This window comes from Arthrobacter sp. NicSoilB11 (genome assembly GCF_019977375.1).
In the GTDB taxonomy this organism is placed as follows: domain Bacteria; phylum Actinomycetota; class Actinomycetes; order Actinomycetales; family Micrococcaceae; genus Arthrobacter.
Genome location: NZ_AP024657.1, coordinates 1,226,534 through 1,252,022 on the forward strand (window position 1 = coordinate 1,226,534; position 25,489 = coordinate 1,252,022).

A 25,489-nucleotide genomic window follows, 5' to 3' on the forward strand; every position below is an offset into this window, starting at 1 on the left:
TCTCAGGACAGCATTTCCCACGCGCGCGGGATGGGAGCCGGGATCAACGGGCTGCGGCGCCGGAATCCCAACTTCTGCAGTACCGAGGACACGGTGCCAACCACCGCATCTTCGGGGAGCACCAGCTCCTGCCCGATCTGCCGGTTTGTCAGGCCGCGGGCCATGAAGGCAAGCACGTTCCGCTCCCTCCCTGTGAGGCCTTGCAGCCAGGAGGCAGAGGCGGCTGCGTACAGGCTTTCGGCAACCCTTTCCCGGACCTCCGGCCGGAACAGTGATGCGCCGGCGGCGGCACAGCGGATGCTGTCCACCAGATCCTTGCTGTTGCTCACCTGCTTGAGGACGTACCCGGACGCGCCCGCCAGCACCGCCGCCCGCACGGCATGCTGTTCGTCCCAGCCGGTCAGGATCAGGCATCGGACCCCTGGGGCCGTGGCGCGGAGGTCGCGGCAGACCTCGATCCCGGTTCCGTCCGGCAGCCTGTCGTCCAACACAGCGATATCGGGTTTCAGGCTGGGGATCAGGCGCCGGGCCTCTGCGGCCGATCCGCTCTCGCCGGCAATCGTGAACCCATCATTTTCGAGCAGGTCCTTCAGGCCCCGCCGCACCAGTTCATGGTCATTGAGGATGAAGATCCGGGCGGTCCCGGCTGGGGACTGAAAGACATCCCGGGGTTCTGCGGGTGTTTCCATGACGACGCTCTCATTGATTCGACGCCCTCCCCGGCTGCCCGTCTGATGCAGCCGCCCCGGTCGGAAGGATCCTCGTTCAATCATTTCGCGTCCCTCTGCTGTGCCAGCAGGGCCAAAAGTCCGTTCCTGATTCGTCACCAGCCGAAGCCACGGGGAGCCAATGGCCCGGCTGCCTCCTGAAGTTGGCGAAGGGCGCTGCAGCCAGAGCACCTCATGGTGTCTCCGGCCCCCTTTGCCCTGACCCACCGGTGCGATTCCTCCAGCCGGTACTCGAGCCAGCCCGAAAGCTTTTGCAGCCGGTTGAGTGCCACGCTGGCTTTCTCCCAGGAACTCCAGCGTCCCACGACGGCACCGTTGTCCTTGAAAATGACGTTGCACCCGCCATCGCCAATTTCCGCTGGGGCCTGGCCGCCAGGCGCTTCCTGACCGTACACGGCCCTGTACTCTTCAGAAGTTGCCACGGTGCCTCCCTGATCAGGCAGCTTTGGTTTGCGGGCGGGCGAGAAACGCCTCCAATGACTGGAGGGTGATGGTTGCGTCAGTGAAGGCCGGGCTGCCATGCGGGTGCAGGCGCTCCAGCAGGCCACCGTTGTAGCGGAGGCGGCGGAGGGCGGTGGACACGGCACGGATGGCGTATCCCAGGTCGCCCTGGTGCCGGAGCAGCGCGAGCGTCATGCCCTGCATTGATGCCAGTGCGACAGCAAGCACGTTTGCGTCCAGCTGCCGGCCCGCGGCCCGGTGACGGCGCAGCTGGGCGGCAAACCCGTCCCAAACCTCCCGGGCCGCAATCCGGGCCACTTCCGTCCGTGCATCCTTCTCCGCCAAACCGCGTCCCACCAGGTCCGCATGAAGGCATTCGAACCTGCTGCTGAGCTCCCCGGCCCTCCCGCCGGCTTCGCTGCCCGGGGATGTTGAGGGTTTGAAATTGGCAGGATGCAGGAGCATCGCCCGACGGCGGGAGGCGTCCTCCCGCGACAGCCGCGCGGGCTCCAGTGGCGCTTTCAGGGCGGGACGGAGCGTGCGGATGTCAGGCATGCTGGTCCTTTCAAAGTGCAGCGAGCTTGCAGCATGTGCCTGCAGGGGGGGATCATCTGCGGTGACACTGCGGGAATGCCTCAGCGGCAAGGGAAGTGTGTGCAAGTGAACTGTGTGCAAGTGAACTGTGTGCAAGTGAACTGTGTGCAAGGGAACTGGGTCTCAGGGGAGGGGCGTCAGGGGGAAAGCCACTCCGGCCTCGCAAACCTGAGGATCCGGACGGCGCCCCTACAAGGATGCCAAGGGTCTGGGCTCCCGCTGTAGGGCTGAAAGTCCCGTCATGGGGGAGGACGGGTACGGATTCCCGCGTGGAAGGTTTGGAGGTTTGGTTCCCATGGAAGGCGGGGGCTTTGTGCCCTGTTTCCGGTTGCGGGGCCGGCCCTAGCCTGAAATCAGCAGGGCGGCGTAAGGCCGCCTGCCGGATCCGGGAGGCACACGGTGAAATCGGCGAACGCAAGCATCATTGCAGGCCTTGTCCTTATTGGGCTGGGTGGGCTCTTACTGCTGGACCGGCTCGGCGTCATGGACACGGCAGCTTTTGTCGCACCGCTGATCTTCGCGGCCATAGGGGTTTTGTTCCTGTCCCTGTTCGTCCAGCGCCGGGAGAACTGGTGGGCGGCCATCCCCGGGTCCGTGTTCCTGGGCCTGGCAGCGGTCATCACCACCACGCAGCTCACCAACGGCGCATGGGGTGCATCTTTCCTCTTCCTCTTCATGGGTGGCGGGTTCGCCGCCGTGTTCCTCCGCGAGCGCACCAACTGGTGGGCCCTGATCCCGGCGGGCGTCATGTTGACGCTTGCTGTCATCGTGGCACTCCCGCAGGAACTGCAGGGCATGCCGACCGCGGCCGTCCTGTTCCTGGGCCTGGCAGCCACCTTCGGCGCGCTCTCCCTGGTCCCGGTCCGTAGCTCCGGGCACGCTGCCGACCACCCCAGCGAAAGGATGAGTTGGCCGCTGATCCCCGCGGCGGTCCTGACGGTCATGGGTTTGATCTTTGCGCTCCAGGCCACGGTGGTGTTCATTTCCCTGGACTTCGCCTTCCCGGCCATCATGATCCTGGCGGGAATCACGCTGATGGTCTACGCCTACGTCGCCCACCGCGACGGACGGCAGAAGACGCACGGCCCCGGGCCCCGGGCAGGCTAAGGGGCCCAGGCAAACGAAGCGGCAGGTGCTGGCGGACCTGCCGCCCTAGCCCCCGCCGGTTCGCACCTGCCGGTCAGCGCCGTTCCCTGGTCGGGCTACCGTGCCCCGGCCTGGGCTTCCGCCGTCGCCTTGATGCTGGCCAGGAGTTCGGTCTGGCCGCGCTCGCCCATCTTCATGACCAGGGCGTCAACTGCCGCTTCCGCCATGTTCCGCGGAACCACGTCCGATCGCATGCTGAGCCGGGTCCAGCCGTTGGCCGGGGCCACTTCCACCGTGAACACCGGGCCAAGGGCGGCCTTGGAAGTGAAGTGCTCATTCCGGGTGAACTCGGTGTACTCGTGCGTTGTCTTCAGCGGGATGCCAAGGACTTTCCAGGCCGCCTGGAAGGTGGTTCCCACGCCCTCGGGGGTGGTCTTCAAATCCGTGATCTGCACATCCGGGCCCAGCCAGACCCTTGGGTCGCGGACCAGTTCGAAGACCGCCGGCAGCGGGGCATCGATGATGACAGACCCGGACCACGTCAGGTTCTGGGTGAATTTTGCCTCGCTTTCGGGGGTCGTCTTCATCCCTGTTTCCACCAGGCTTTTGACGTTTGCCGCCATACCCTTGATGTCGGCCTCCGTCCATCGCGCAAACAGGGCCTGGGCCGGCACCCGGACCACGGGCGCCGGGATGTCCAGGCTCTCCTCGACCGTCAGTTCGGTTCCGTCATCCACCGGCTCCAGCGTGAAGGTGAGGGTGGGCCCCACGGACGTTCCGGAAACGATGCGCTTGTCCGGAACCACTTCCCGGTACTCGTGGGTCACGTGCATGGGCAGGCCCCACATCTTGGCGGACCAGCGCGCCGAGGTGCCGTTGCCCTCGGGTTTGATGTCCAGCTGGGTGACGTCGCTGTCCCCGGGGAAGGCCTTCATCCAGTTCGCGGGGTTGCTCAGGAAGGAGAACACCCTGTCCACGGGGGCCTGGATCCTAATGCTCCAAATAACGTTCCTGGTCATTTTCCATCTCCTTTTCGGCAAGCGCCGGGGTGCCCTGCACTTGTCTCTCCAGTGCAGTCCCTGGGGGAGGGCAGAAACAGGGGAAAAGGTCCCCGTCTGCAGCTAGGAGGCCGCCTCCGCCCGGGTCCAGTGCCCACGCAGCAGTGCGGCGACCCTCTGCGGCTCAGCCCGGTGCGGGGGGTCGAAATGGTGGCGGCCCGGGAAGACTTCCAGCCGGTAATCGGAAAAGACGCGGGCCAGCCGGGCGGCGTTGTCGCCCTGCTCGTCCGGACTGCTCATGCCGCCCAGCATAAACAGCACAGGTTTCGTGAAGGAGGCAAGGCGGCCGCGGTCCAGGTTATAGGTGTTGAACGCCTGGAGGAAGGCGTTGATGCCTGCCGGCCGCTTGGCCATCCACGGCGGCGGCGGGCCGGGCGGCGGTGCCGGCAGGACGGCGTCGGGCTTTACCTGCAGCCTCATGAAGGCCGGCATGAACTCGTCCTGCGGCAGGGCGGACAACTGGCCGTAACGCTGCCACAGTTCGGTGTGGGCAGGGCTCCAGTCCCAGTTTCCCGCCCAGGCCGGCTCAAGCAGCGCCAGGCTGCGGAGCCGTCCGGGATGTGAGGCGGCAAGGGCCAACGCGGCAGCCCCGCCGCCGGAATACCCCACCAGGTGGAAGGTGTCCCAGCCATGGGCGTCGGCCTCGCGGAGCACGCCGTCCCCCTCTGTATCCAAGCTCCATCCCGGCGGCGGGGCATCCCCGGCGTAGAGCTCCAGGTCCTTGGCGATGGCGTCCACTCCGGGTCCCAGGACCTGCAGCAGCGCGCCGTAGGCGGGGCCGGCGGGAAGGACGCTGCCGGGAAGCAGGATCACGCGGAGCGGTTCCATGGCATTGTCTTTCGCCGGCGCCGGTCAGCGGCGCGCTGCCAGATGTCCGGTCACGTACTCGGCGTCCGGGCCCGCCCCCACGAGGGTGGCGGAGATATGGCGCGTGAGCCAGGGGAGCCCGACGGCGTACAGGCCCGGGTGCTCCGTCACGCCTTTCGTGTGGCGCGGGTAGTTCCATTCGTCCAGGAGGGGAAGGTCCAGCATGCTGAAGTCCAGCGCGTAGCCCGTGCACCAGATGATGGAGGTGATCCCTTCCGCCTTAAGGTCCAGCCGGGCGCCTGGCTCTGCGGGCAGCCAGTGGTCTTCCTCCGCCACGTCCGCCGCCGGAGCGTCGATCCCGGCAGCCTTGATGTACGCATCGGACAGCCGTCCCAGCCGCTGCCCGAACCCTGCCTCAACCAGTGCCAGGCGCTCGGCGAGGTCGTCGGTGAAGACGAGGACGCCGTCGTCGATTCCCTCGAACCGGCCGTGCAGCCGGACGCCGCGGCGGCCCAGTTCGCGCAGGTGCACGCTGTGGCCGCCGTCGTTGCCGGACAGCAGCGGATTGCACATGAAGCGTCCGGCGGGGGAGGGCAGCCCGTCCACCTGGAGCGCGTTGATGCCGTACTCCGGGCCGTGGACGTTCACCTCCACGATCCAGTGGAAGATGTCCTGCCCCCGGTACCGCCGGGGCGCCTCCGGGCAGCTGGACACGGACAGGTGCACAGTGCGGCCGGCGTCCAGCAGGTCCTCGGTGATCTGGCCGCCCGATTGCCCGGTGCCCACCACCAGCACCGCACCTTGCGGGAGCTGGGCGGGGTTGCGGTAGTCGTGGCTGTGCAGCTGCAGGACTTCGGGGGAGAGGCCGACGGCGGCAGGCGGGGTCCGTGGGCGCTGGAAGGCGCCGCTGGCCAGCACCACGTTCCGGGCGGCCCACGTGCCCCGGTCCGTTTCGAGGGTGAACCCGGCATCCGCCGGGGCGATCCGGGTCACCGTCGTGTCCAGCTCCACCGGGGCATGGATGTCCCGGGCGTAGCGGCGGAAGAAGTCGATGGTGGCGTCCCGGGCGATGAACCCGTCCGGTTCCGGTCCGTCGTAGGGCTTCCCCGGCAGGGAGACTGAAAAGTTGGGGGTGTTCAGGTAGAAGGAATCCCACCGATCCTGCCAGGCGCCGCCCAGGGCGGGCCGCTGCTCCAGGATCCGGTGTTCCACGCCGCGCTGCGACAGCCAGTAGCTCGTGGCCAGGCCTGCCTGTCCGGCGCCCACTACCACCGTGTTGGTCTCATGGCGGGAAACCGCGGGGGCGGACATGGCTACTGCGCCGCCTTTGAGGTCCTGGACGCACGGGCTTTAGGTTCCTTGGGCTCTTTGGGCGGCAGGGACGCGACGTAGTCCAGCGCCTTCCCGGCCCAGGCCCGCGCCCGGGTGTCATCGCCGTCGCCCTCTTCATTCCACATTTCCGGCAGCCCGGTGTATCCGCCCATGGGCCGCTCGGCCGGCCCGAACGGCACGGTCCGCTCGGACGACTCCAGCACCTCCTTGTCCTTCGGGGAGAGCTTCACGCCGATGGTGGAACCGAACAGCCCGGCGAACATGTTGCCGTTGACGAACGCGCCAAGGTTGCCGAACATCGGCTTCACCACCACCCCCGGATGGTCGGGAACCACGCGCCGGAACCGCTCTTTTTCTTCCTCGGTGGCTTTGGGCATCTCCATGGCTTCATCTCCCGGTGGCAGGGTGTATCCGCAGGATCTGGATGCAGGATATGCCTATTCGGAGGCGGGGTCGAGGGTCCGGGATGCATGCGCCCAGCCGGCAATAAATCCCGTCCTGAGCAGGTCAAACTTCCCGGCGGAGTGCTATATATAGCTCAAGGCAACTATTTTGTGGCTGCCCCGCCAGGTCGCATGGATCCGGGATTGTCCCGGGGGCTGGAGGCAACGGTGCTGAACACGCCGGCCTCCGCCCCGGCTGCAGGAAGCCGGTGCCGCCCGGCCAACCGTCCCGCCACCGCACCCCGGCTCGCGTTCGTTGCCCTCGCCGCGCTCGCCCTCCTCACCGGCTGCAGCGGCGGCACCAGCCAGTCGGTGGCCACCGCCGTGAAGGACAGCTCCTCCGCGGTGGCCACAGCCCGGATCGCGCTCCGGCAGGATATGGACGGCAAGCTGACCCGCGCCGCCACCTCCACCGCCCTCGACGATGAGCTAAAAGAAGTCCAGGGGAGCCGGAACACCGTCCTCAACCTCTCGCCGGCAACGCAGGAGGACCGCGAAAGCCAGAAGCAGGCACTGGACGTGCTGGACCACTGCGCCGCGGGGTTCGCCGTGGCGCGCGCCGCCCTGGCAGGGAACGACGGCGGCGCCCCCTCCCTCGCGGACGGTGACAAGGCGCTCGCGGACGCGCAGGACGCCCTGAAGCAGCTCGAAGGCAAGGTGGGGTCACAATGAGGGCGGAACCGTGAAGCGGCTCCTCGGCGTCGCGCTCGGGATCCTCACCGCCATCGGCGGGTTCGTGGACATCGGGGACCTGGTGACCAACGCCGTTGTCGGTTCCCGCTTCGGCCTGTCGCTGGTGTGGGTGGTGGCCGTCGGCGTACTGGGCATCTGCCTCTTCGCCAACATGTCCGGCCGGGTGGCGGCCGCATCCGGCCGCGCCACGTTCGAAGTGATCCGCGAACGCCTGGGGCCCCGGGCCGGGCTGGCCAACCTCTCGGCGTCGTTCCTAATCAACCTCATGACGGTCACGGCGGAGATCGGCGGCGTGGCCCTGGCCCTGCAATTGGCCAGCAGTGTGTATTACCTGTTGTGGATTCCCGTGGCCGCGGTGGCAGTGTGGCTGGTGATCTGGCGGGTGCGGTTCTCCATCATGGAAAACGTCACGGGCCTGCTGGGGCTGACGCTGATTGTCTTTGCGGTGGCGCTGTTCCTGCTCAAGCCGGACTGGGGTGCGCTCGCCGGGCAGCTGGCGCCGGCCGTGCCGGAGCAGGAAACGGTATGGACCTACAGCTACTACGCGATCGCGCTGTTCGGCGCTGCCATGACCCCCTATGAGGTCTTCTTCTTCTCCTCCGGGGCCGTCGAGGAAGGCTGGACCGTGAAGGACCTGCTGCAGGAGCGCACCAACGTCCTGGTCGGCTTCCCGCTGGGCGGCCTGCTGTCCGTGGCGATCGCCGGGTGCGCCGCCGTCGTCCTCCTGCCCGCCGGTATTTCGGTGACGTCGCTGTCCCAGGTGGTCCTGCCCGTGGCGGAGGGTGCCGGGAAGGTCGGGCTGGCGTTTGTGCTGGTGGGCATTGTGGCCGCCACGTTCGGCGCCGCCCTGGAGACCACCCTCTCGTCCGGATACACCCTGGCCCAGTTTTTTGGCTGGTCCTGGGGGAAGTTCCGCCGGCCGGCGGAGGCCGCGCGGTTCCACCTGTCGATGATGGTGTGCCTCCTGGCGGGCATGGCCGTCCTGGCCACCGGCGTGGACCCGGTGCTGGTGACCGAATACTCGGTGGTGTTCTCCGCCATCGCCCTGCCGCTCACGTACCTGCCGGTCCTCATCGTGGCCAATGATCCCCAGTACATGGGCGAGCATGTGAACGGGAGGGCCGTGAACGTGCTGGGAATGGTTTACCTGGTGATCATCCTGGTGGCCTCGCTTGCCGCCATCCCGCTCATGATTGTGACAGGAGCAGGCTCATGACATCGCCATCCGGTCCTTTGCCGCCGGTTCCGCGCGTAAGCGGCCGCATCCTGGACGCGCAACTGCACCTCATGGACCGGCAGGTCCTGGACCACGACGGCGTCCCGGTCACCACCGTGGACGACCTTGAGGTGGGCGGGCCTGATTTGGACGTGGAGATTCCGGCGGGGACGGCACCGCCGGCCATCACCGCCCTGCTGACCGGCGCGGTCCTGGGCACGCGGATCTTTGGCGGCAGGCCGCCGTCGTCCCGGCTAATCCGCATCCCGTGGAAGGACGTGGCGGAAGTGGGTGTGGTGGTGCGCCTTGGCGTGAGCGGGGAGCCGCTGGACGCCAGCTGGGTGGAACGGTGGGTGCGGGACAAGATCATTGCGCGGATACCGGGAGGCCGCCATGATCCTCGGTGACCTGCTGGGCACACCGGTCCACGATGCCGACGGCGGACGGCTGGGCCGCGTTGCCGACGCCCGTTTCGTGCTGGACGGAGCCCCGCACCAGCTGATGGCGGAGCCGCGGCTGCTGGGGCTGGTGGTCAGCCCGCACAGTGTCGCATCGTTCCTGGGCTACGAGCGGAACGGCCTCACCCGGCCCTGGCTGCTGGCCCGGATCCTCCGGTGGCGGCACCGCGGCTCGTTCCTGGTGCTGTGGGAGGACATATCGATGGTGGGGCCGCACTCAGTCCGGCTCCGGCCGGGATACACCCGCTACAGCACGGCGTTGGAAGGCGGCGGCCAGGTTTAGCGACGCCCAACCGGTGCGGGATTAGGTGTGGGCCGAAACTCCTGTAGTGTTGAGACTGTTGTTGTGTTTATGCAGTTGGTAGTTCAGGCAGTACGCGCGGTCGAAAGTCCGTGTTCTTCTGAAGTAGCGGTTTTTGAACACCCCACGCCGGAGGGCCCGAAAGTCGGGATTTTCCCTCCACCTTCACGAAGGACAAAAATAATGGCTACTGGTACCGTCAAATGGTTTAACGCTGAAAAGGGCTTCGGCTTCATTTCCCCGGACGACTCCTCGCAGGACGTTTTCGCGCACTACTCCGCGATCAACTCCAACGGCTTCCGCTCCCTCGAAGAGAACCAGAAGGTTTCCTTCGACACCGAGCAGGGCCCCAAGGGTCCCCAGGCCACCAACATCCAGGCTCTCTAATTCCTTAGAGTTCCGGGACCGTTAGGTTTCCAAGCAGGGCCTGCCGTTTATCGGCAGGCCCTGCTTTCTGTTTAACCCATGTGTGCCAGTTCCCCGGGTTGGGCCTTGCCCAGGGCTGAGCGTTGGGCGGGCATCTTCCTTGGAAGAACCGTCTCGACAAATGTGAATTGCAGGAGCACTCTTGTACTGCGCACGCCTCTGACGTGCGGAACCAGCGCCTTGGCTGGGAAGAGAATTGAACCTGCGCGGCACCAGTTGGGGTGGTGCATATCCGGCCCCGATCACCGGCCGGCACTGGCTGCCCGCGCTCCCCGGCATCGGCAGCCGGCACCTTCACTCCGAAAAAACAGTGGCCGGTTGGGCCAGTCATGCAATGGGTTTGAATCGGCCGCAGCTGCAAATCGGCATTTAACAGATCGCCGTTCAAGAAAGCATCGCCATGAAGCACTATCGGGGAATCAAACCGAGATCCAACAAGCTGGCATTGATTGTGGCATTCGCTGTCGCATTGCTCGCCTCCCTGGCTGCAGCCGGCCCCGCGTCAGCCGACGGAGGGGGCCACCGGACCTGGCAGGTACAGGTGGGCTCTGAGTCCAGCGACCAGGAGATCCAGGGGATGGCCTTCCTTCCCTCAGAGATCTACATCAATGAGCGGGACACCATCACCTGGCAGGCAAACTCCGCAGAAATACATACCGTGACGTTCCTGGCGGCAGGCCAGTCGCTGCAGCCGTTCAATCCGTTCAGCGACGATGAGCTGCAGAAGCGCGGAAAGGATTATTACGACGGAAAGTCGTACTACAACTCCGGCATCCTGGCCAACGTGGACGTCCCTGGCTTCCCGGATGCGAGGAGTTACACCCTGTCCTTCCCCCGGGAAGGAAACTTCACCTACTACTGCCTGGTCCACGGCACGATGATGAAGGGGACCGTGCACGTGCGCGACCGGGGCACCGACTACCCGTACAGCCAGGCTGACTACGACAAGGCATCACGGGCGCAGGAGCGGGCCATCCTCCGGGACGGGCACCAACTGGACGCATCCCTGGCACAGGAGGCATCCAACCACAAGGTGATGGCAGGCGGTGACGACGGCGTGGCCATGGTCATGCGGTTCGTGCGGCCCACCGTGACGGTGCACGTGGGCGAGACGGTGGAGTTCGTCAATGACGGCATGGGCGCACCCCACACGGTCACCTTCGGCACTGAACCGGCGAACATTTTCGCCCCGTCCGGCGACCCGGAGCATTTCACCGGCGGCGACCTTAGTTCGGGCATCATCCCGCCCGGTGGCGGCACATTCGAAGTAACGTTCAAGTCCGAAGGAACGTTCGAGTACATCTGCGCACTCCATGACTACATGGGCATGGTGGGCAAGGTGAGAGTGGTCGACTAACGCCGGCTACACGGTCCGGCCGGGGCGGTTGCCCCGGCCGGACCTGCGTTTTCCGGGTCAGTGCAGCCCCATGGCCTCCCGCACCTCATCGAGGATGTGGTGCATGGCCCGTTCAGCCTCCGCCGTGTCACCGCCGGCCACGGCTGAGGCCACGTCCTCGTGCGCCTTCAGCGCCTCGTTCCTCGGCTTGAACGGCATGAGCCCCTGCCGGGTCCGGCTGGTCAGGACCTCTGCGATCATTCCTTCCAGCGCACGGAACATTTCATTGCCGCAGCTTCGCAGCAGCAGCTGGTGGAAGGCGATGTCGGCGGCCAGGAAGGCCTGAAGATCACCAGCCTCGCCCAGCTTGCGGAGGTCAGCGGCCAGGGCCACGAGCTGGGCACGTTCTGCTGCGCTGGCCCGGCGTGCCGCCCCAGCGGCCGCGATGGGTTCGACGGCGATGCGCAGCTCGGTCAGGCTGCTGTACTGCAGGTCCCGCCGGTCCGAGGCCAGCCGCCAGCGCACCAGGTTGGGGTCAAACACATTCCACAGGGAAGGTTCCTGCACCACGATGCCCACGCGACGCCGCGAATAGACCAGGTTCATCGATTCCAGGACCTTCATGGTGTCCCGGGCAACGGTCCGGGAGATGCCGTAGTCGTGCTGCAGCCCTTCAAGGGTGAGGCGGGTGCCCGGGGCCAGCTTCCCGGAGGCTATGGCTACCCCCACTGCCTCAATAACCCGGCCCTGCGTGGCTGGGGCAGGCCCGCCGTCGTGCACTTCATCGCCGTCCTGGACTGTCGCCGTCGACATTCTTTTCCCCGTTCCCTTACGCGCCGGTGCGCCCCTCAAGAATAGCCCCTAACCGCCAAAGGTATGACTTGTGACACGAATAGATAGTATCTATTGCTGAAAAAGGTGATACCTTATCGCTTGGTCCGATGAACACCGGACCCGCAGCGAGCTTCTTCGAAAGCCAAAGACGTCTTCTCCGGAGGTATGACATGCAGTATCCAGCCACGCACCTGGTGGTCATGGGCGTTGCCGGTTCCGGCAAATCCACCCTGGCGGCCGCCCTGTCCCAGCAGCTGGGATGGGCCTGCGCCGAAGCAGATGAGTTCCATCCAGAAGCGAACATCACCAAGATGAGCCAGGGGATTCCGCTCCAGGACGAGGACCGCTGGCCCTGGCTCGATGAGATCCGCAGCTGGATGACCGCGCAGGCCGCCGCCGGCAAGAGCACCGTCCTCACCTGCTCCGCGCTCAAGCGCGGCTACCGGGAGCTGCTCGCCGGCGCCGAAGGCCGTGTCATCTTCCTCCACCTCGACGGCGGCGCGGACCTGATCAGCCAGCGGATGCAGGGCCGGGTGGGCCACTTCATGCCGCCCGCCCTGCTGCCCAGCCAGCTGGCCACCCTAGAACCGCTCAGCCAGGAAGAGCTCGACGCCGGCAGCCTCCGCCTCGATATCTCGCACTCACCCGAAGAGCTGGTCGCCGCCGTCGTCCGGGCCCTGAACCTCCCCGCCGGCCAGGCGCCCAAAGCGTCCTGACCCCGTAGTCCCCAACCCTGTTTCAAAGGAGAACCATGACCATCGAAGGATGGACCCAGACGATGGGTGCAGGCCCCCTGCTGCTCATCGCTGCGGCGGCAATTCTTGTGCTGCTGTTCCTCATCATCCGGCTGAAGATGCACGCGCTGGTGGCACTGATCCTCATCAGCCTCGCCACCGCCTTCGCCACCGGAATCCCCGCCAACCAGGTGGTTCCGGTCCTGATCAACGGCTTCGGCACCACCCTGGGTACCGTGGCACTGCTCGTCGGCCTCGGCGCCATGCTCGGCCGCATCGTGGAAACCAGCGGCGGCGCCAAAGTCCTGGCCGATTACCTGATCGGCGTCTTTGGCGAGAAACGGGCACCGTTCGCCCTGGGCCTGGCCTCCCTGATCTTCGGCTTCCCCATCTTCTTCGACGCCGGCCTGGTGGTCATGCTGCCCGTCGTCTTCGCCGTAGCCCACCGACTTGGCGGCGGCGTGCTGCGGTATGGACTTCCGGCCGCCGGCGCGTTCTCGGTCATGCACATCTTCCTGCCGCCGCACCCGGGGCCGGTCTCGGCCGCTGCATTCTTTGACGCCAACATCGGCCTGGTGCTGATCGCCGGCCTCATCACCGCCATTCCCACCTGGTACGTCACGGCCTACCTGTATGGCCTCTGGACCGGCAAGAAGCTGGTCCTGCCCGTGCCGGAAATCCTGGGCCACGCCAGCGCGGAGGCCGAGTCCCACCCGCCCCGGTTCCGCACCATCATTGGCCTGCTGCTCCTGCCACTGGTCCTGATCTTCCTCAACACCGGCCTGAACACCCTGGCCTCCTCCGGTGTGCTGTCCGACGCCGTGAAGAAGGAACAGTGGTTCCAGCTCCTTCGCACCGTGGGTGAAACGCCGGTGGCGCTGCTGATCGCCGTGCTGGTGGCCATGTATGTCCTCGGAGCCCGCCGCGGAACCCACGCCGGTGCCCTGGAGAAGCTGCTTGAGTCCTCGCTGGGCCCGGTCTGCTCTGTCATCCTTATTACCGGCGCCGGCGGCATGTTCGGCGGCGTCCTGCGCACCTCGGGCATCGGCGCGGCGCTGGCTTCTGTCCTGGGCAACCTGGGCATCCCGCTGATCCTGGCCGGCTTCCTCATCTCCGCCATCCTGCGCATCGCCCAGGGTTCGGCCACCGTCGCATTGACCACCACCGCGGGCCTCATCGCCCCGGCAGTGGCCACCGCGGGGCTGACGGGCATGCAGGTGGCGGCGCTGGTCATCGCCGTGGCTGCGGGCTCAGTAGTGGTCTCACACGTCAACGACTCCGGCTTCTGGCTGGTTGGCCGCTTCTTCGGCATGGACGTCAAGACCACCCTGAAGACCTGGACCGTGATGGAAACGCTGATCGGCGTGATGGGCTTCGCCGTCGCCGCGGTCATCTTCATGGTGGCCGGTATAGGGGGCTAAAGGCCACGCAGGGTTTGGCGGCGGGGCGGCCGGTGGGAACACCGGCCGCCCCGCCGTCGTTGTTCCCCATGGCGTGCATTCCATGCGCGCCACCCGCCAACCGAAGGACACCCCTTGACTCCTCGCACCATCGTGATCACCGGCGCCAGCGACGGCATCGGCGCTGCGGCCGCCCGGACACTGGCAAAGGCGGGGGAGCAGGTGGTCGTCGTCGGACGTTCCGCTGAAAAGACCCGCGCCCTGGCGGAGGAGATTGGTGCAGACTTTTACCTCGCCGACTTCGCCGACCTTTCGCAGGTCCGGACCCTGGCCACGGAACTTGAGGAAAAGTACCCCCGCATTGACGTCCTGGCGAACAACGCCGGCGGCATGATGGGCAAGCGAACGCTCACGGTGGACGGGAACGAACTGACGTTCCAGGTCAACCACCTGGCGCCGTTCCTGCTCACCACCCTGCTGATGGACACGCTGGCGGCCAGCAACGCGAAGATCATCAACACCGCCAGCGCCGCAAACTACTCGGGAAAGATGGACCTCTTCGACCTCAAGGCCGAGCAGGGGTACCGCACCTACCGCGCCTACGGGACGGGCAAGCTCGCCAACATCCTCTTCACGTCCGAGCTGCACCGCCGCTTCCATGACCGGGGAATCACGACGGCGGCGTTCCACCCCGGCGTTGTCCGCACCAACTTCGCGGCAGATTCCACCAGCCACTTCCGGCATGCCTACAAGACCCTGCTGAACCGCTTCATGCTCAGCCCGGACCAGGGTGCCGACACCATGCTGTGGCTCATCAACGGCACCCCCGGCACGGACTGGATCTCCGGGGCCTACTACGCCAAGCGCGCCCTGGCCAAGGCCAACCCGCAGGCTTACGACGCCGAACTGGCGCGCGGGCTGTGGGACAAGAGTGATGAGCTGGTCAAGGCCTTCGTCCAGCCCTAACGCTCACAGGCAACGCCGTCGTGGTCGGCGTCCAGCCCGTAGATGTCCCTGCCAATAACCTGGAGGGGGCCACTGACGTAGGCCGGTCCGTTGCCGCTTCCGCCGGCGCAGTCCACGTCCGAGGCAATGGGGACGCACCCTGAGTAGTTCGGGTCGCAGCCGGGATTGGTGCCCGGAACGGCCGGGGCAACAGGGGCCGGAGGCGCAACGGGAGCGGGCGGCGCTGCCGCCTTCGCGGCTGCTTCGGCGGCGGCCTTTGCTGCCGCAGCATCCTGCGCCGCCTTCGCCTCGGCGGCCTGCCGGGCGGCAGCTTCTGCAGCGGCTGCGTCAGCGGCGGCCTTGTCGGCAGCGGCCTTGTCAGCTGCCGCCTTCTCGGCGGCTGCCTTTTCCGCCGCGGCCTGGTCGGCGGCCGCCTTCGCTGCGGCAGCGGCTGCCAGCTTCTCCGTGACGCGCTTGGACTCCGCGGCTTCCAGCCACACCAGCCTGCCCGACCCGTCCTTGGTACAGACGTAGGTGGTGCCGGCCGAAACCTGCTGCCCGTTTGCGGCGGTGCACGGCGTACCGGCAATGGGCGTTGCGGTGGCGGATTCGCTGGCGGGTCCGGCAGCGGCGCTCAGGGAGGCCTGGGGTGCACCGCACCCGGTCAGCAGAAGCACGACGGCGGCGGCCCCGGCGCCCAGCACCTTGTGCGGGCCCTTCCGCCCGGCGGCTCCTGGGGTCAGCGCGGGTTCCCGACGGCGGGTGCGGGGCGCGGAAAAGCGTTGGACGGCAGGCATGGTTCCCCCAAGTGCGTGTGCTGGATGCGATGTGCACGGCCAGCGTAGCTACGCCGGGATGGCCGGAACGGTTTAAGCGCAAATCTTGATGTATTCCTGCACCAACCTTGAAGCTCCCGGTTGTGCGGAGGTCAGCCCTGCCTGGCCAGCGCCCCACCGATCAGCCGCGCACCCTCCGGGTAGGCGCCCGGATTCGGACCCGAGAAGTTGAGCCGGATGAAGGCTCCGGCGGGTTCGGCCGGGAACCACTCCGTGCCGGCGGCTATGATCACGCCGGCATCCTCGCAGTCCCGCACCAGGCACGGCAGATCCGTGGCGTCGGGCAGGCGCAGCCACAGGTTCAGGCCGCCCTTCGGCAGGACATCGAGGTGCGCCTGGGGGAGGTGCTCCCGGATGCTGGTGGCCAGCAGGTCGCGGCGTGACTGGAGCTGCTGCCGGAGGCTCCGCAGGTGGGTCTGCCACCCGGGTTGCGTCACCACGTCAAGCGCGGCGGCCTGCAGGAGCCCGCTGACGTACATCGACTCGGCGGCGCGCTGGCCCAGGATGCGTTCGCGCGCCGGTCCCCGGACGATCACGGCAGCAATCCGGATGGCGGTGGACACGCTCTTGGTCAGGGACCTGATGTACACCACGTGCCCGGAATCATCGCGGGTTGCCAGCGGAACGGGGTCGGAGGTGATGCCGAAATCGTGTGCCCAGTCGTCCTCCACCAGGAAGGCGCCGTGCCGGCGGGCCACGTCCAGGATCTCGTCGCCGCGCCCTGCCGCCCACTGCCCGCCCGTGGGATTCGAATAGTTGGGCTGCACGTAGAACGCCCGCGCCCCGGTCTCGGCAAAGGCGCGGTCCACGTCCGCGGGATCCGGCCCGTCCGGGCCGGTGGGCACCGGAACCACCCGCACCCCGGTCTGCGCGGCGGCAAGGATGGCGCCCCAGTACGACGGCGACTCCATCAGCAGCGGCTGTCCCGCGCCCACCAGCGCACGGAAGATGGAGCTGAGCCCGCTCTGGCTTCCGGGCAGCACAACCACATCATTCGGGGTGGGAGGCGTGATTCCCACCGGGGTGGCCGACCCCAGTTCCTGCGCGAACCATTGCTGCAGCTCCGGCATGCCCGCCGCCGGCGGCCGCGACAGTGCGGCGTCGCCCCGGGCAGCCCGGGCCAGCGCGGCGCGGACCAGCCGTTCCGGCAGCAGTTCGCGGTCCGGGTAGCCGGAATGGAACCAGATGGCATCGCCGGGAACGTTGCGCATGGTGCCCGACGACGACGGCAGCGGGGACGACGGCGACCGCAGCGCAGCCGTCTGCCAGCCATAGTCGGACGGACGGGCGGTGCGCACGGCACGCACGAACGTTCCAACGCCGGGCCGGCTTTCAATCAGCCCCTGGGCGGTCAGCGCCTGCAGCGCCTTCTGCACTGTCACCGGGCTGGCCTGGTACTCGGCAACGAGCTGCCGGGTGGACGGCAGCCGGGCCCCCGGACCCGCGCCGCCGACCCATTGCCGGAGTGCCGCAACGATCCGCGAACTGCTATCGTTATTCATGAAAGAACATAGTAGCGCTACTGTCCTGAATCGCCCAGTGATATCGCCGCGAAAGGCCACCGGAATCTGGTGGGGCCTGCTCGGCGTGGCGGCCTTCTCCTTCACCGTTCCGTTCACCCGCGTGGCCGTGGCAGGCATCCCGCCGCTGCTCATCGGTTCCGGCCGGGCCGTCGTGGCCGCTGCCCTCGCCATCGCAGCACTTGCCATCACCCGCCAGCGGCTGCCCCCGCCCCGCACCTGGCTGCGCCTGTCGCTCGTGGCGGGCGGCGTCGTCGTCGGCTTTCCGCTGCTGACGTCCTATGCCCTCACTGCCGTACCGGCGGGACATGGAGCCGTGGTCATCGCCCTCCTGCCGGCCGCCACCGCAACGGTGGCGGTCCTGCGCGCCGCTGAGCGGCCCCCGGCCGCCTTCTGGGTGGTGATGGCGCTCGGCTCGCTGGCAGCCATCTCCTTCGCCTTCCTCCAGTCAGGCGGCGTGGGGCACCTGCACTGGGCGGACCTCCTGCTGCTCGGCGCCGTGGCCTGCGCCGCGGTGGGGTACGCGGAGGGCGGCCTGCTGGCGCGCACGCTGGGCTCGTGGCAGACCATCGCCTGGGCGCTGGTCCTTGCCGCGCCGGCCATGCTGGTCCTCGCCGTAGTTTCAGTCCTGGACCAGCCGCCGTCGGCCACACCCGTCCAGTGGGCTGCCTTCGCCTACCTCGCCGTGGTCAGCATGTTCCTTGGCTTCTTCGCCTGGTACCGGGGGCTGGCCATTGGCCCCATGGCGCAGGTGAGCCAGATCCAGCTGCTCCAGCCCGTCCTCAGCATCGGCTGGGCCGCGCTGCTGCTGGGGGAGGCGCTCACCTGGACCACCCTGATCGGCGCCCTCGCCGTGATCCTCTGTGCCGCTGCGGCCGTCCGCGTCCGGCTCAAACCGGCCCCCTGAACTGCTGAAAGGACTTCCCATGTACATTCCCGCCCACTTTGCTGCCGGCCCCGATGCCGTCCGGCACCTCCTCACGACTCCCGGCGCCGCCAACCTGGTGACCATGACGGACCACGGCCTGCTGGCAACACTGCTGCCCTTCGCCTTCAACCCGGCGGTGGGGGAGCGCGGCGCGCTGCAGGCCCACATGGCGCGCACCAACCCGCAGTGGTCCACCGCGCCGGCCGGAGAGGCGCTGGCCATCATCCAGGGCCCCGACGACTACATCTCGCCGTCGTGGTACGCCGCCAAGGCCGAGCACGGGCGCGTGGTCCCCACTTGGAACTACAGCACCGCGCACGTGTACGGCGAGCTGGTTTTCCATGACGACGCCGGCTGGCTGGCATGGCATGTCCGGCACCTGACCGGACTGCACGAGGACGGCCGGGCAGACCCCTGGGCCGTGGACGACGCGCCGGAGAAGTTCATTGCCGGGCAACTGCGGGCGATCGTGGGCGTAGAGCTGGTGATCAGCCGGATCGAGGCGAAGGAAAAACTGAGCCAGAACCGCTCCGACACCGATGCTGAAGGAGTGGCAGCGGGTCTCCGGGCCGGGGGGGCGTGAAGCCGGCGCGGCCGCCGTCGAACGCGCGCGCCGGATCTGACGCCTATGGGCCCTAAGCCGCCCGTTCCAGCAGCACCATCACCTCGTAGTGCGTGGTCTGCGGGAACATGTCCAGGACGCGGGCACGCCGGGCGGTGAACGACGGGAGCGCGGCCAGGTCCCGGGCCAGCGACTGCGCGTTGCAGCTGGAGTACACGACGTGCTGCACGTCCGAGGCTTCCAGCCAGCCGCAGAGCTCCTTGCCGATGCCGCGCCGGGGCGGGTTCACGATCACCAGGTCCGGCGACTGCTTGCTGGCCAGGGCAAACGCGGTGGCGTCCCCGGCCTGGAACTCCATCCCCTTCAGGCCTGCCTCGTCACTGCTGAGGCGGGCGGACACGATCGCTTCGCTGCTGGCTTCAATGCCCGTGACGGTGCGGGCCGGTGCGGCGCTGTGCAGGGCGAACCCGCCCACGCCGCAGTACAGGTCCCACACCGAGGCCGGCGCCAGTTCGTTGACCCACTCGCGTCCCTGGCGGTACAGGGCCGCGGCCATCTCACTGTTGGTCTGGAAGAAGCTTTGCGGGCGGAGGTGCAGGTTGATGTCGTTGACCCGCATGTTCAGGGTGGACTCGCCGGTCAGCAGGATCTCCCGGTCGCCTTCCAGCACGGCCTTGTGTTCCGGATGCAGGTTGACCGAGACCACCTTCACCTGCGGCAGGGCGGCCAGGAGGTCCGGGAGGTGCTTCCGGATGCGCGGCACCACCTGGTCCGAGCGCAGGACCAGCCGGAGCATGACCTCGCCGTCCGGGGATTCGGTGAGGATGACGTGCTTGAGTTCACCGGTCCGGCGGGGAACGTCATAGGGCGTCAGACGGACCCGGCGGATGAAATTCGCCAGCACGGGGAAACAGGCGAGCAGGCCGGGTGAGCAGACGCCGCACTTGCGCAGGTCCACGCCATGGCCATCGGCGTCCAGGATCCCGATGGTGGGATTCTGAGCGGTCCCGCCGATCACCATCTTGGCCTTGTTGCGGAAGCCGGACTCCTGGCTGGCCACCGGCGGCAGCCATTCGAGTTCGGTGTGACCGGACAGGAGGGTCTGGCAGTGCAGCTGTTTGCCGGCCAGCTGCTCACCGTAGGGCACGCCCATGTGGGTGCAGGAGCGGCAGGTACCGGCATCAAAGTAGGAACAGCGCATGACCGGACAAGTTTACCCGGTTGCCTTCCCCGCCACGACGTGCAGGTCCGACGCCGGCACTTGGGGAAGTGCCGGCGTCGTACCTTTCAGGGCTGTACCGTCAGGGCAGCGCAACCGGCAGCACCCCATCCGGGAAGGGCGCAACGAAGACGGCTCCTGCTTCTTCCCCTGCAGAGCCGTAGCCCCAACCGGCGAAGACGGTGGGAATACCGTGGACGGCTGCCCCGGCCACGTCGTAGCTGCGGTCACCCACCATGAGCGGGGCAGAGACATCCACCTTGGCTGCCCTCAGCCTGTCCAGCACTTCGGCAATGACATCTGCCTTGCTCCACCTGGCTTCCTGGTCCGATGCGCCGCAGACGGCGGAGAAGTAATGGTCAATCCCAAACAGGCGGGCCATCCGGAGCGCCTGGTCTTCGGCCTTCGAGGTGGCAACCGCCATGGGTACGCCCGCACGATGGAGCTGTTCCAGCAGTTCCCTGATCCCGGTGTACGGAACCGACTGGTGTGCACCGTGATCCGCGTAAGCCTTCCGGTAATGCCGCAGCGCCAGCCGGGCAAGGACCTCATCGTGTCCCAGGTGCTCGCGGAAGGACTCAAGCATGGGCGGCCCCACCAGCCGGACCAGGTCCCCGGCCGGTGGCACAGCGGCCCCCACGGCGGCAAGCGCCCGGGCGGCGCTCGCCGTCACGCCTGCCGCCGAATCCAGCAGCGTCCCGTCCATGTCCAACAGCACGCAGCTGAAGGCTCTCCGCTGACTCTGCAGCGGCTGCTGCCGAAGTATCATCTCTGTGTGCTTTCGTTCTGGAGCCGGGCCGACTCGTGTCTGCTGTTGTGAAGTCATGCGGTGAAGGGTGAAACATGGATCGGGCGAGTCTTGACCGGATCGACCAAGGTATCCTGGCGGAGCTGACCCGCAATGCCCGGGTCAGCCACGCGGAGCTGGCTGCAAAGGTGATGCTGTCCCGCAATGCGGTCCGGCAACGCATCGACAGGATGGAACGGCAGGGTTACATCCAGGGCTACACCGTGGTGACCGGCGCCCCGGGGCACGGCACAGTCTCTGCTTTCCTGATGGTCTACCGGAAGGACAGGGTGCGCGGATCGGACGTCATCGCCGTGCTGCAATCGATCCCGGAGGTGGTCCTGTGCGATGTGGTCAGCGGCGACTTCGACCTGCTGGTGCGGGTGGAAGCACGGTCGCTTGAACGCATCCAGGAGATCTGGGAGCAGATAGCGGCCACGCCCGGCGTGACGGACACCGTGACGGCGATGACCCTTTCCAACTACATCCGGCGGGATGCGGCAGCGAAGCCGGCCCAGCCGGGAAACGCTCTCGACCAGGCTCCGCTTCCGGTGATCAGCCCTGGCGCTTGACGCATACCACTTTCGGCTGGGTCATCTCCTCATAGGCGAACCGGACCCCTTCGCGGCCCAGGCCGCCATACTTGGATCCCCCGAACGGCATGCCGTCGAAGCGGTAGTCCGATGAGTCGTTGACCATGACGCCGCCTGCGTCGATGCGGCCCGCGGCGTCCAGGGCCGTGTCCAGCGAGCCGGTGAAGATCCCGGCGTGAAGGCTGAAGTCGATGGCGTTGGCGGTCCCCACGGCTTCGTCGAAGGTTGTGAAGGGGTACAGCATGACGACCGGCCCGAACACCTCCTCCGTCCACAGCCTGCTGCCGGCGGGCACTCTCTCCAGGACCGTCGGATGCAGCACGTTGTTTACCCTGGTGTTGCCGGCGAGGACCACGGCGCCGGAGGCAACCGCCGCCTCAATCTTGGCCTGGAGCTGATCCACGGCGGCGGGACTGATCATGGGACCGACGTCGGTGGCTTCCTCGGCGGGGTCGCCCGCCACCAGCCGTGACGCCTCCTGCAGGAAGCGCCGACGGAACTCGTGGTAGCGGGAGGCGGCCACGAGGATGCGCTGAACCCCCACGCAGTTCTGTCCGGCTGCCCAGAAGGCTCCGGAGACGCAGGCTGAAACGGCAGCATCCAAGTCGGCATCATCCATGACGATGACCGGGGCGTTCCCGCCAAGGTCCATGGACAGCTTCTTCAGGCCTGCGGTCCTGGCAATGGCCTCGCCGGCCGTGAATCCGCCGGTGAAGGACACCATGCGGACCTCCCGGCTCCGCACGATCGCCTCCGCCACGTCCGTGTCCCCGTGGACCACTGTGAGGACGCCGGCAGGCAGGCCAGCTTCGGCGAAGACTTCGGCAAGCAGTTGCGCGGACAGGGGCGTCAGCGCAGACGGCTTGAGGATGACGGCGTTGCCTCCGGCGATTGCCGGGCCCAACTTGTGTGCCACCAGATTAAGGGGGTCGTTGTACGGGGTGATGGCCGCAATGATGCCCAGCGGTTCCCGTGCGTACCACCCCATGCGGTCCTCGGAGCCTTCATAGGAGTCAAAGGGAATGATCTCGCCGGCGTTCCGGCGCGCCTCCGCGGCGGACAGGCGCAGGGTGTTGACTGCCCGCAGCACCTCCTTTCGTGCCTGGCGGATGGTTTTGCCGCTCTCGGCTGTGATGGTCTGGGCGAATTCCGCGTGGCGCGCGTCGATTAGTGCGGCAGCCGCGTCCAGCAGCTTCCCCCGGGCATGGCGGGACAATGCGCGTGCCTGCGCCGCCCCGGACCTGGCAGCCCGGATAATCGCGTCCACGGACTCCGCCGTGGTCAGGGCCACGGCTCCCACCACCCGGCCGTCGTAGGGGCTGAGCACCTCCCGGATCGCGGCCGTTGCGTGATCCAGCGGTGCAAGGGTTGATTCACGCATCTGCAGCCACCTGGTTCCGTGCGGCGTGCATGGCGATGATGTCGGACAGCAGGGCGTACGCTGTCTCCACCCGCCCGGCCCCGGGTCCGGACACCGTCACCGGGCCGAGGAGATCGGTGTTGAACGACACTGCATTGTTGGCACCCGAAACCCCGGCGAGGCCGTGGGCCAGGGGGAGCGCCACGGGGGCAACTCCGGCACTGATGCTTCCATCCAGGTTCCGCCGCGCGGAGCCCACCAGTTTCCACCGCCGCCCCTCGTTCCTGGCGCGCCTGATGTCCTCGGGCGACAGCGTTGACATCCCTTGGCGCTGCACGTCCGCCAGCGTGATGTCCGCCCCCAGCAGCTCATTGGCCAGGATCAGGACTTTCAGTTGGACGTCGTGGCCCTCGATGTCGGCCGTGGGATCTGCCTCTGCGTACCCCCGGCTCTGGGCTTCGAGGACCGATTCCTCAAAGCTGAGGCCCTCTTCCATCCTGCCCAGGACATAGTTGCTGGTGCCATTGAGGATGCCCTCGAAGCCATTGAGCGCCAGTCCGGGGAACAGTTGTTTGGCCAAACGGATGACGGGTGTCCCGCTCATCACCGCGCCCTCGAATTCGAAATGCAGCCCTTTAAGCTTCGCGAGCCGGCTCAACTCCTGGCCATGCAGGGCGACCGGACCCTTGTTGGTGGTGCAGACACTCTTTCCCGACTCCAGCGCCCAGCGAACGTGTGAAGCCGCAGGCTCGCCGTCTGCAGGGTTGGTGAACGTTGCTTCGCAAATGATCCCTGCGGAGCAGGTCCGGATCACGCGCTCGTTGTCCGGGTCCGCTGACCCGCCGTACGCTGCAAATGTCGCGACGGCGGGATCCAGGCCCAAGGCCATGTCAAGATCGATCCCCCCGTCCTGGACCAGGGAACCCAGCCCAAGGTCCGTAATGGCAACCACCCGCAGGTCAAAGCCGAGGGTGCGGCCAAGCGCATCCCCTCTGGTGGCAATCAGTTCGGCCAGGGTCCGGTTGACGCCGCCGAACCCGATCAGCGCGATGTCGTAGGTGGTCATTGCTACTCCCTTGAGGTGGTTGTTGTTGCTCCCATCCTGTGCCCACCCGGTGTCCGTTGAGGCATGTCCAAACGCTCCGCCGGGGAGGCGAAACGACCATCTGAAGGGCAAATCGACATACGGAGTAACAGCAATTAACGTGCAACATTCGCATTTGAATATGATCTTGATGACTAAAAATGCCAGTTTGTGTTACTTTCGTCACTGTCGACGCGCTTAAAGCTTTCATGGACCGGCACCCGAACCGCGGCCGTCCTTCCGACCATCCCCCACTGGAGGCACCACTTGGAATCTTCGACCCCCCTCACCCTCAAGCCGGAGCCGGACGCACCGCCGTCAACGGAATCAGGGCTCCGCCGCTCCATGGGGCCCCGGCACCTTGTCATGATCGCCATGGGCGGCGTGATTGGTTCCGGACTGTTCCTCAGCTCGGGCTACACCATTTCCCAGGCCGGCCCGCTGGGTGCCGTTCTCGCCTACCTCGTCGGTGCCTTCGTGGTTTACCTGGTCATGGCCTGCTTGGGGGAGCTCGCCATCGCCTACCCCGTCTCCGGTGCGTTCCATATCTATGCTTCCCGGTCCATTGGTCCCGCCACGGGATTCGCCACCGCCTGGCTCTACTGGCTGTGCTGGGCGGTCGCCATCGGATCGGAGTTCACAGCCTCGGGCCTGCTGATGCAGCGCTGGTTCCCGGGCGTTGACGTCTGGGTCTGGTGCCTGATCTTCGCCGCAACGTTGTTCGGCCTCAACGCCGTGTCATCCAAGTTCTTCGGTGAGTCGGAATTCTGGTTCGCCATCATCAAAGTGGGCGCCATCATCGGGCTCATCGTCCTGGGCGGGGCAGCCCTCCTGGGCTTCCACCCGCTCAGCGCATCGGGCAACCATCCCTTCCTGTTCGAAAACTTCAACACCGAGGGAGGGCTGTTTCCCAACGGTTTCACCGGCGTTCTGGTGACGGCGCTCGCAGTCTTCTATGCCTTCTCAGGCTCTGAACTGATCGGCGTCGCCGCAGGGGAGACGAAGGATCCCGCCACCAGCATTCCCAAAGCGATGCGCAGTACGGTCATCCGCCTCCTGGTGTTCTTCGTCGGAGCCATCGCCGTCATCGCCGCCACGATCCCGTACCAGGAAGTTGGGCTCGACGAAAGCCCGTTCGTGACGGTGTTCACGGCGACGGGTGTTCCCTTTGCCGCCGATCTGATGAACTTCGTCATCATCACGGCGCTGCTGTCTGCAGGCAACAGTGGCCTGTTCTCGTGCGCCAGGATGCTGTACTCCCTGGCCGACGAAGGCCACGCACCCCGGGCGCTTAAGAAGCTGACTAAGCGCGGCATTCCCATGACCGCGCTCTCGGTGAGCATGCTCGGAGGGCTGGCCTCACTCATCAGCAGCGTGGTTGCTCCGGAAACCGTGTACCTGGTGCTGGTATCGGTAGCGGGCTTCGCAGTGGTGGGAGTCTGGATGTCCATCACCGCCTCGCATTTCTTCCACCGGCGGTCTTTTGTCCGGAACGGCGGGGACGTGTCCACCTTGTCCTACCGCGCGCCGCTCTTCCCACTGGTGCCGGTCCTGGCATTCACTCTCTGCACAGTCTCCCTGGTCGGCATCGCTTTCGATCCGGCCCAAGTGGCGGCGCTGTACTTTGGGATTCCTTTCGTCGCCGCCTGCTACGGTTACTTCCACATCAGGCACGGGCGCCGGGCCGCAGCCGAAAAGACGGCGCAGGGCTGAACCGTTTCCATGGCCTGGCGCGGACGGCCGAACGTCCGCGCCAGGCCATCGCCGT

At 66.9% G+C, this 25,489-nt stretch carries 27 protein-coding genes and 1 pseudogene; 14 read left to right on the plus strand and 14 right to left on the minus strand.

Features of this window, described 5'->3' with window-relative positions; all coding sequences use genetic code 11:
• Positions 1 to 2: 2 nt before the first annotated feature.
• The 3 genes from LDO14_RS05795 to LDO14_RS05805 form a co-directional block, all read right to left on the minus strand.
• A complete protein-coding gene (locus LDO14_RS05795; protein WP_018770421.1) occupies positions 3 to 689 on the minus strand; it encodes a response regulator transcription factor in 687 nt (228 codons plus the stop codon).
• Positions 690 to 823: 134 nt separating this feature from the next.
• A complete protein-coding gene (locus LDO14_RS05800; RefSeq protein ID WP_134164607.1) occupies positions 824 to 1,150 on the minus strand; it encodes a hypothetical protein in 327 nt (108 codons plus the stop codon).
• A gap of 13 nt (positions 1,151 to 1,163) precedes the next feature.
• A complete protein-coding gene (locus LDO14_RS05805; RefSeq protein ID WP_223994374.1) occupies positions 1,164 to 1,724 on the minus strand; it encodes a hypothetical protein in 561 nt (186 codons plus the stop codon).
• Positions 1,725 to 2,162: 438 nt separating this feature from the next.
• On the opposite strand from LDO14_RS05805, the gene LDO14_RS05810 reads away from it, so the two are divergent.
• On the plus strand, positions 2,163 to 2,870 hold the full coding sequence (locus tag LDO14_RS05810) for a hypothetical protein (protein WP_056393356.1): 708 nt from the start codon (positions 2,163 to 2,165) through the stop codon (positions 2,868 to 2,870).
• 95 nt (positions 2,871 to 2,965) lie between these two features.
• On the opposite strand, the gene LDO14_RS05815 is transcribed toward LDO14_RS05810, so the two are convergent.
• The 4 genes from LDO14_RS05815 to LDO14_RS05830 form a co-directional block, all read right to left on the minus strand.
• Positions 2,966 to 3,868, minus strand: a complete 903-nt coding sequence (locus LDO14_RS05815) for an SRPBCC family protein (RefSeq protein WP_223994376.1) — start codon at positions 3,866 to 3,868, stop codon at positions 2,966 to 2,968.
• 102 nt (positions 3,869 to 3,970) lie between these two features.
• Positions 3,971 to 4,735, minus strand: a complete 765-nt coding sequence (locus LDO14_RS05820; RefSeq protein WP_134164604.1) for an alpha/beta hydrolase — start codon at positions 4,733 to 4,735, stop codon at positions 3,971 to 3,973.
• 24 nt (positions 4,736 to 4,759) lie between these two features.
• Complete coding sequence (locus LDO14_RS05825; RefSeq protein ID WP_223994378.1) at positions 4,760 to 6,025, minus strand: NAD(P)/FAD-dependent oxidoreductase; 1,266 nt, start codon at positions 6,023 to 6,025, stop codon at positions 4,760 to 4,762.
• Positions 6,026 to 6,027: 2 nt separating this feature from the next.
• On the minus strand, positions 6,028 to 6,429 hold the full coding sequence (locus LDO14_RS05830; RefSeq protein ID WP_223994380.1) for a TfoX/Sxy family protein: 402 nt from the start codon (positions 6,427 to 6,429) through the stop codon (positions 6,028 to 6,030).
• 192 nt (positions 6,430 to 6,621) lie between these two features.
• Here LDO14_RS05830 and LDO14_RS05835 point away from each other — a divergent pair, with 192 nt between their 5' ends.
• The 6 genes from LDO14_RS05835 (at position 6,622) to LDO14_RS05860 (ending at position 10,940) form a co-directional block, all read left to right on the plus strand.
• On the plus strand, positions 6,622 to 7,161 hold the full coding sequence (locus tag LDO14_RS05835) for a hypothetical protein (protein ID WP_223994382.1): 540 nt from the start codon (positions 6,622 to 6,624) through the stop codon (positions 7,159 to 7,161).
• 10 nt (positions 7,162 to 7,171) lie between these two features.
• Positions 7,172 to 8,398 (plus strand): Nramp family divalent metal transporter, encoded by a 1,227-nt coding sequence (locus LDO14_RS05840; protein WP_223994384.1) that lies wholly within the window; start codon positions 7,172 to 7,174, stop codon positions 8,396 to 8,398.
• The gene (locus LDO14_RS05845) at positions 8,395 to 8,805 is read left to right on the plus strand and encodes a hypothetical protein (protein ID WP_056393368.1); all 411 of its coding nucleotides are present in this window, start codon (positions 8,395 to 8,397) and stop codon (positions 8,803 to 8,805) included. Before LDO14_RS05840 ends, LDO14_RS05845 begins: the two co-directional genes overlap by 4 nt.
• On the plus strand, positions 8,792 to 9,139 hold the full coding sequence (locus LDO14_RS05850; RefSeq protein WP_018770411.1) for a hypothetical protein: 348 nt from the start codon (positions 8,792 to 8,794) through the stop codon (positions 9,137 to 9,139). The genes LDO14_RS05845 and LDO14_RS05850 overlap by 14 nt, the downstream gene beginning before the upstream one ends.
• Before the next feature lie 201 nt (positions 9,140 to 9,340).
• Positions 9,341 to 9,544 carry a cold-shock protein gene (locus LDO14_RS05855; RefSeq protein ID WP_009372930.1) on the plus strand — a complete coding sequence of 68 codons (204 nt, stop codon included), beginning with the start codon at positions 9,341 to 9,343 and terminating at the stop codon, positions 9,542 to 9,544.
• A 439-nt stretch (positions 9,545 to 9,983) separates the two neighbouring features.
• Positions 9,984 to 10,940, plus strand: a complete 957-nt coding sequence (locus LDO14_RS05860) for a plastocyanin/azurin family copper-binding protein (RefSeq protein ID WP_018771832.1) — start codon at positions 9,984 to 9,986, stop codon at positions 10,938 to 10,940.
• A 57-nt stretch (positions 10,941 to 10,997) separates the two neighbouring features.
• Here LDO14_RS05860 and LDO14_RS05865 read toward each other — a convergent pair whose 3' ends face one another.
• Positions 10,998 to 11,732 (minus strand): FCD domain-containing protein, encoded by a 735-nt coding sequence (locus LDO14_RS05865; protein WP_026266159.1) that lies wholly within the window; start codon positions 11,730 to 11,732, stop codon positions 10,998 to 11,000.
• Between the two features lie 191 nt (positions 11,733 to 11,923).
• Here LDO14_RS05865 and LDO14_RS05870 point away from each other — a divergent pair, with 191 nt between their 5' ends.
• From LDO14_RS05870 to LDO14_RS05880, 3 genes are all read left to right on the plus strand, one after another.
• A complete protein-coding gene (locus tag LDO14_RS05870; protein ID WP_056393373.1) occupies positions 11,924 to 12,469 on the plus strand; it encodes a gluconokinase in 546 nt (181 codons plus the stop codon).
• 35 nt (positions 12,470 to 12,504) lie between these two features.
• Positions 12,505 to 13,908 (plus strand): GntP family permease, encoded by a 1,404-nt coding sequence (locus tag LDO14_RS05875; RefSeq protein ID WP_018771829.1) that lies wholly within the window; start codon positions 12,505 to 12,507, stop codon positions 13,906 to 13,908.
• A gap of 114 nt (positions 13,909 to 14,022) precedes the next feature.
• A complete protein-coding gene (locus LDO14_RS05880) occupies positions 14,023 to 14,853 on the plus strand; it encodes an SDR family NAD(P)-dependent oxidoreductase (protein ID WP_056393378.1) in 831 nt (276 codons plus the stop codon).
• On the opposite strand, the gene LDO14_RS05885 is transcribed toward LDO14_RS05880, so the two are convergent.
• Positions 14,850 to 15,629, minus strand: coding sequence for a hypothetical protein (locus tag LDO14_RS05885; RefSeq protein ID WP_223994386.1), 780 nt, complete (start codon positions 15,627 to 15,629; stop codon positions 14,850 to 14,852). The genes LDO14_RS05880 and LDO14_RS05885 overlap by 4 nt on opposite strands.
• Positions 15,630 to 15,760: 131 nt before the next feature.
• Complete coding sequence (locus LDO14_RS05890) at positions 15,761 to 17,170, minus strand: PLP-dependent aminotransferase family protein (RefSeq protein WP_223994388.1); 1,410 nt, start codon at positions 17,168 to 17,170, stop codon at positions 15,761 to 15,763.
• On the opposite strand from LDO14_RS05890, the gene LDO14_RS05895 reads away from it, so the two are divergent.
• Complete coding sequence (locus tag LDO14_RS05895; protein ID WP_056393382.1) at positions 17,169 to 18,095, plus strand: DMT family transporter; 927 nt, start codon at positions 17,169 to 17,171, stop codon at positions 18,093 to 18,095. The two genes, LDO14_RS05890 and LDO14_RS05895, sit on opposite strands and share 2 nt — an antisense overlap.
• 19 nt (positions 18,096 to 18,114) lie before the next feature.
• Positions 18,115 to 18,739, plus strand: a pseudogene (locus LDO14_RS05900) (FMN-binding negative transcriptional regulator).
• Positions 18,740 to 18,751: 12 nt separating this feature from the next.
• On the opposite strand, the gene rlmC reads toward LDO14_RS05900, so the two are convergent.
• Together rlmC and LDO14_RS05910 are read right to left on the minus strand one after the other, a co-directional pair.
• Positions 18,752 to 19,879 carry a 23S rRNA (uracil(747)-C(5))-methyltransferase RlmC gene (gene rlmC, locus LDO14_RS05905; protein WP_223994390.1) on the minus strand — a complete coding sequence of 376 codons (1,128 nt, stop codon included), beginning with the start codon at positions 19,877 to 19,879 and terminating at the stop codon, positions 18,752 to 18,754.
• 100 nt (positions 19,880 to 19,979) lie between these two features.
• Entirely contained in the window at positions 19,980 to 20,615 is a 636-nt protein-coding gene (locus tag LDO14_RS05910; protein ID WP_263422493.1) for an HAD hydrolase-like protein, read from the minus strand.
• Positions 20,616 to 20,740: 125 nt separating this feature from the next.
• Between LDO14_RS05910 and LDO14_RS05915 the strand changes: the two genes are divergently transcribed.
• On the plus strand, positions 20,741 to 21,256 hold the full coding sequence (locus LDO14_RS05915) for an Lrp/AsnC family transcriptional regulator (RefSeq protein ID WP_144600536.1): 516 nt from the start codon (positions 20,741 to 20,743) through the stop codon (positions 21,254 to 21,256).
• On the opposite strand, the gene LDO14_RS05920 is transcribed toward LDO14_RS05915, so the two are convergent.
• A complete protein-coding gene (locus LDO14_RS05920) occupies positions 21,240 to 22,658 on the minus strand; it encodes an aldehyde dehydrogenase family protein (protein WP_223994394.1) in 1,419 nt (472 codons plus the stop codon). The two genes, LDO14_RS05915 and LDO14_RS05920, sit on opposite strands and share 17 nt — an antisense overlap.
• Complete coding sequence (locus LDO14_RS05925) at positions 22,651 to 23,703, minus strand: homoserine dehydrogenase (RefSeq protein ID WP_018771818.1); 1,053 nt, start codon at positions 23,701 to 23,703, stop codon at positions 22,651 to 22,653. Before LDO14_RS05925 ends, LDO14_RS05920 begins: the two co-directional genes overlap by 8 nt.
• Positions 23,704 to 23,988: 285 nt before the next feature.
• Between LDO14_RS05925 and LDO14_RS05930 the strand changes: the two genes are divergently transcribed.
• The gene (locus LDO14_RS05930; protein WP_018771817.1) at positions 23,989 to 25,434 is read left to right on the plus strand and encodes an amino acid permease; all 1,446 of its coding nucleotides are present in this window, start codon (positions 23,989 to 23,991) and stop codon (positions 25,432 to 25,434) included.
• The last annotated feature ends 55 nt before the right edge of the window (positions 25,435 to 25,489 follow it).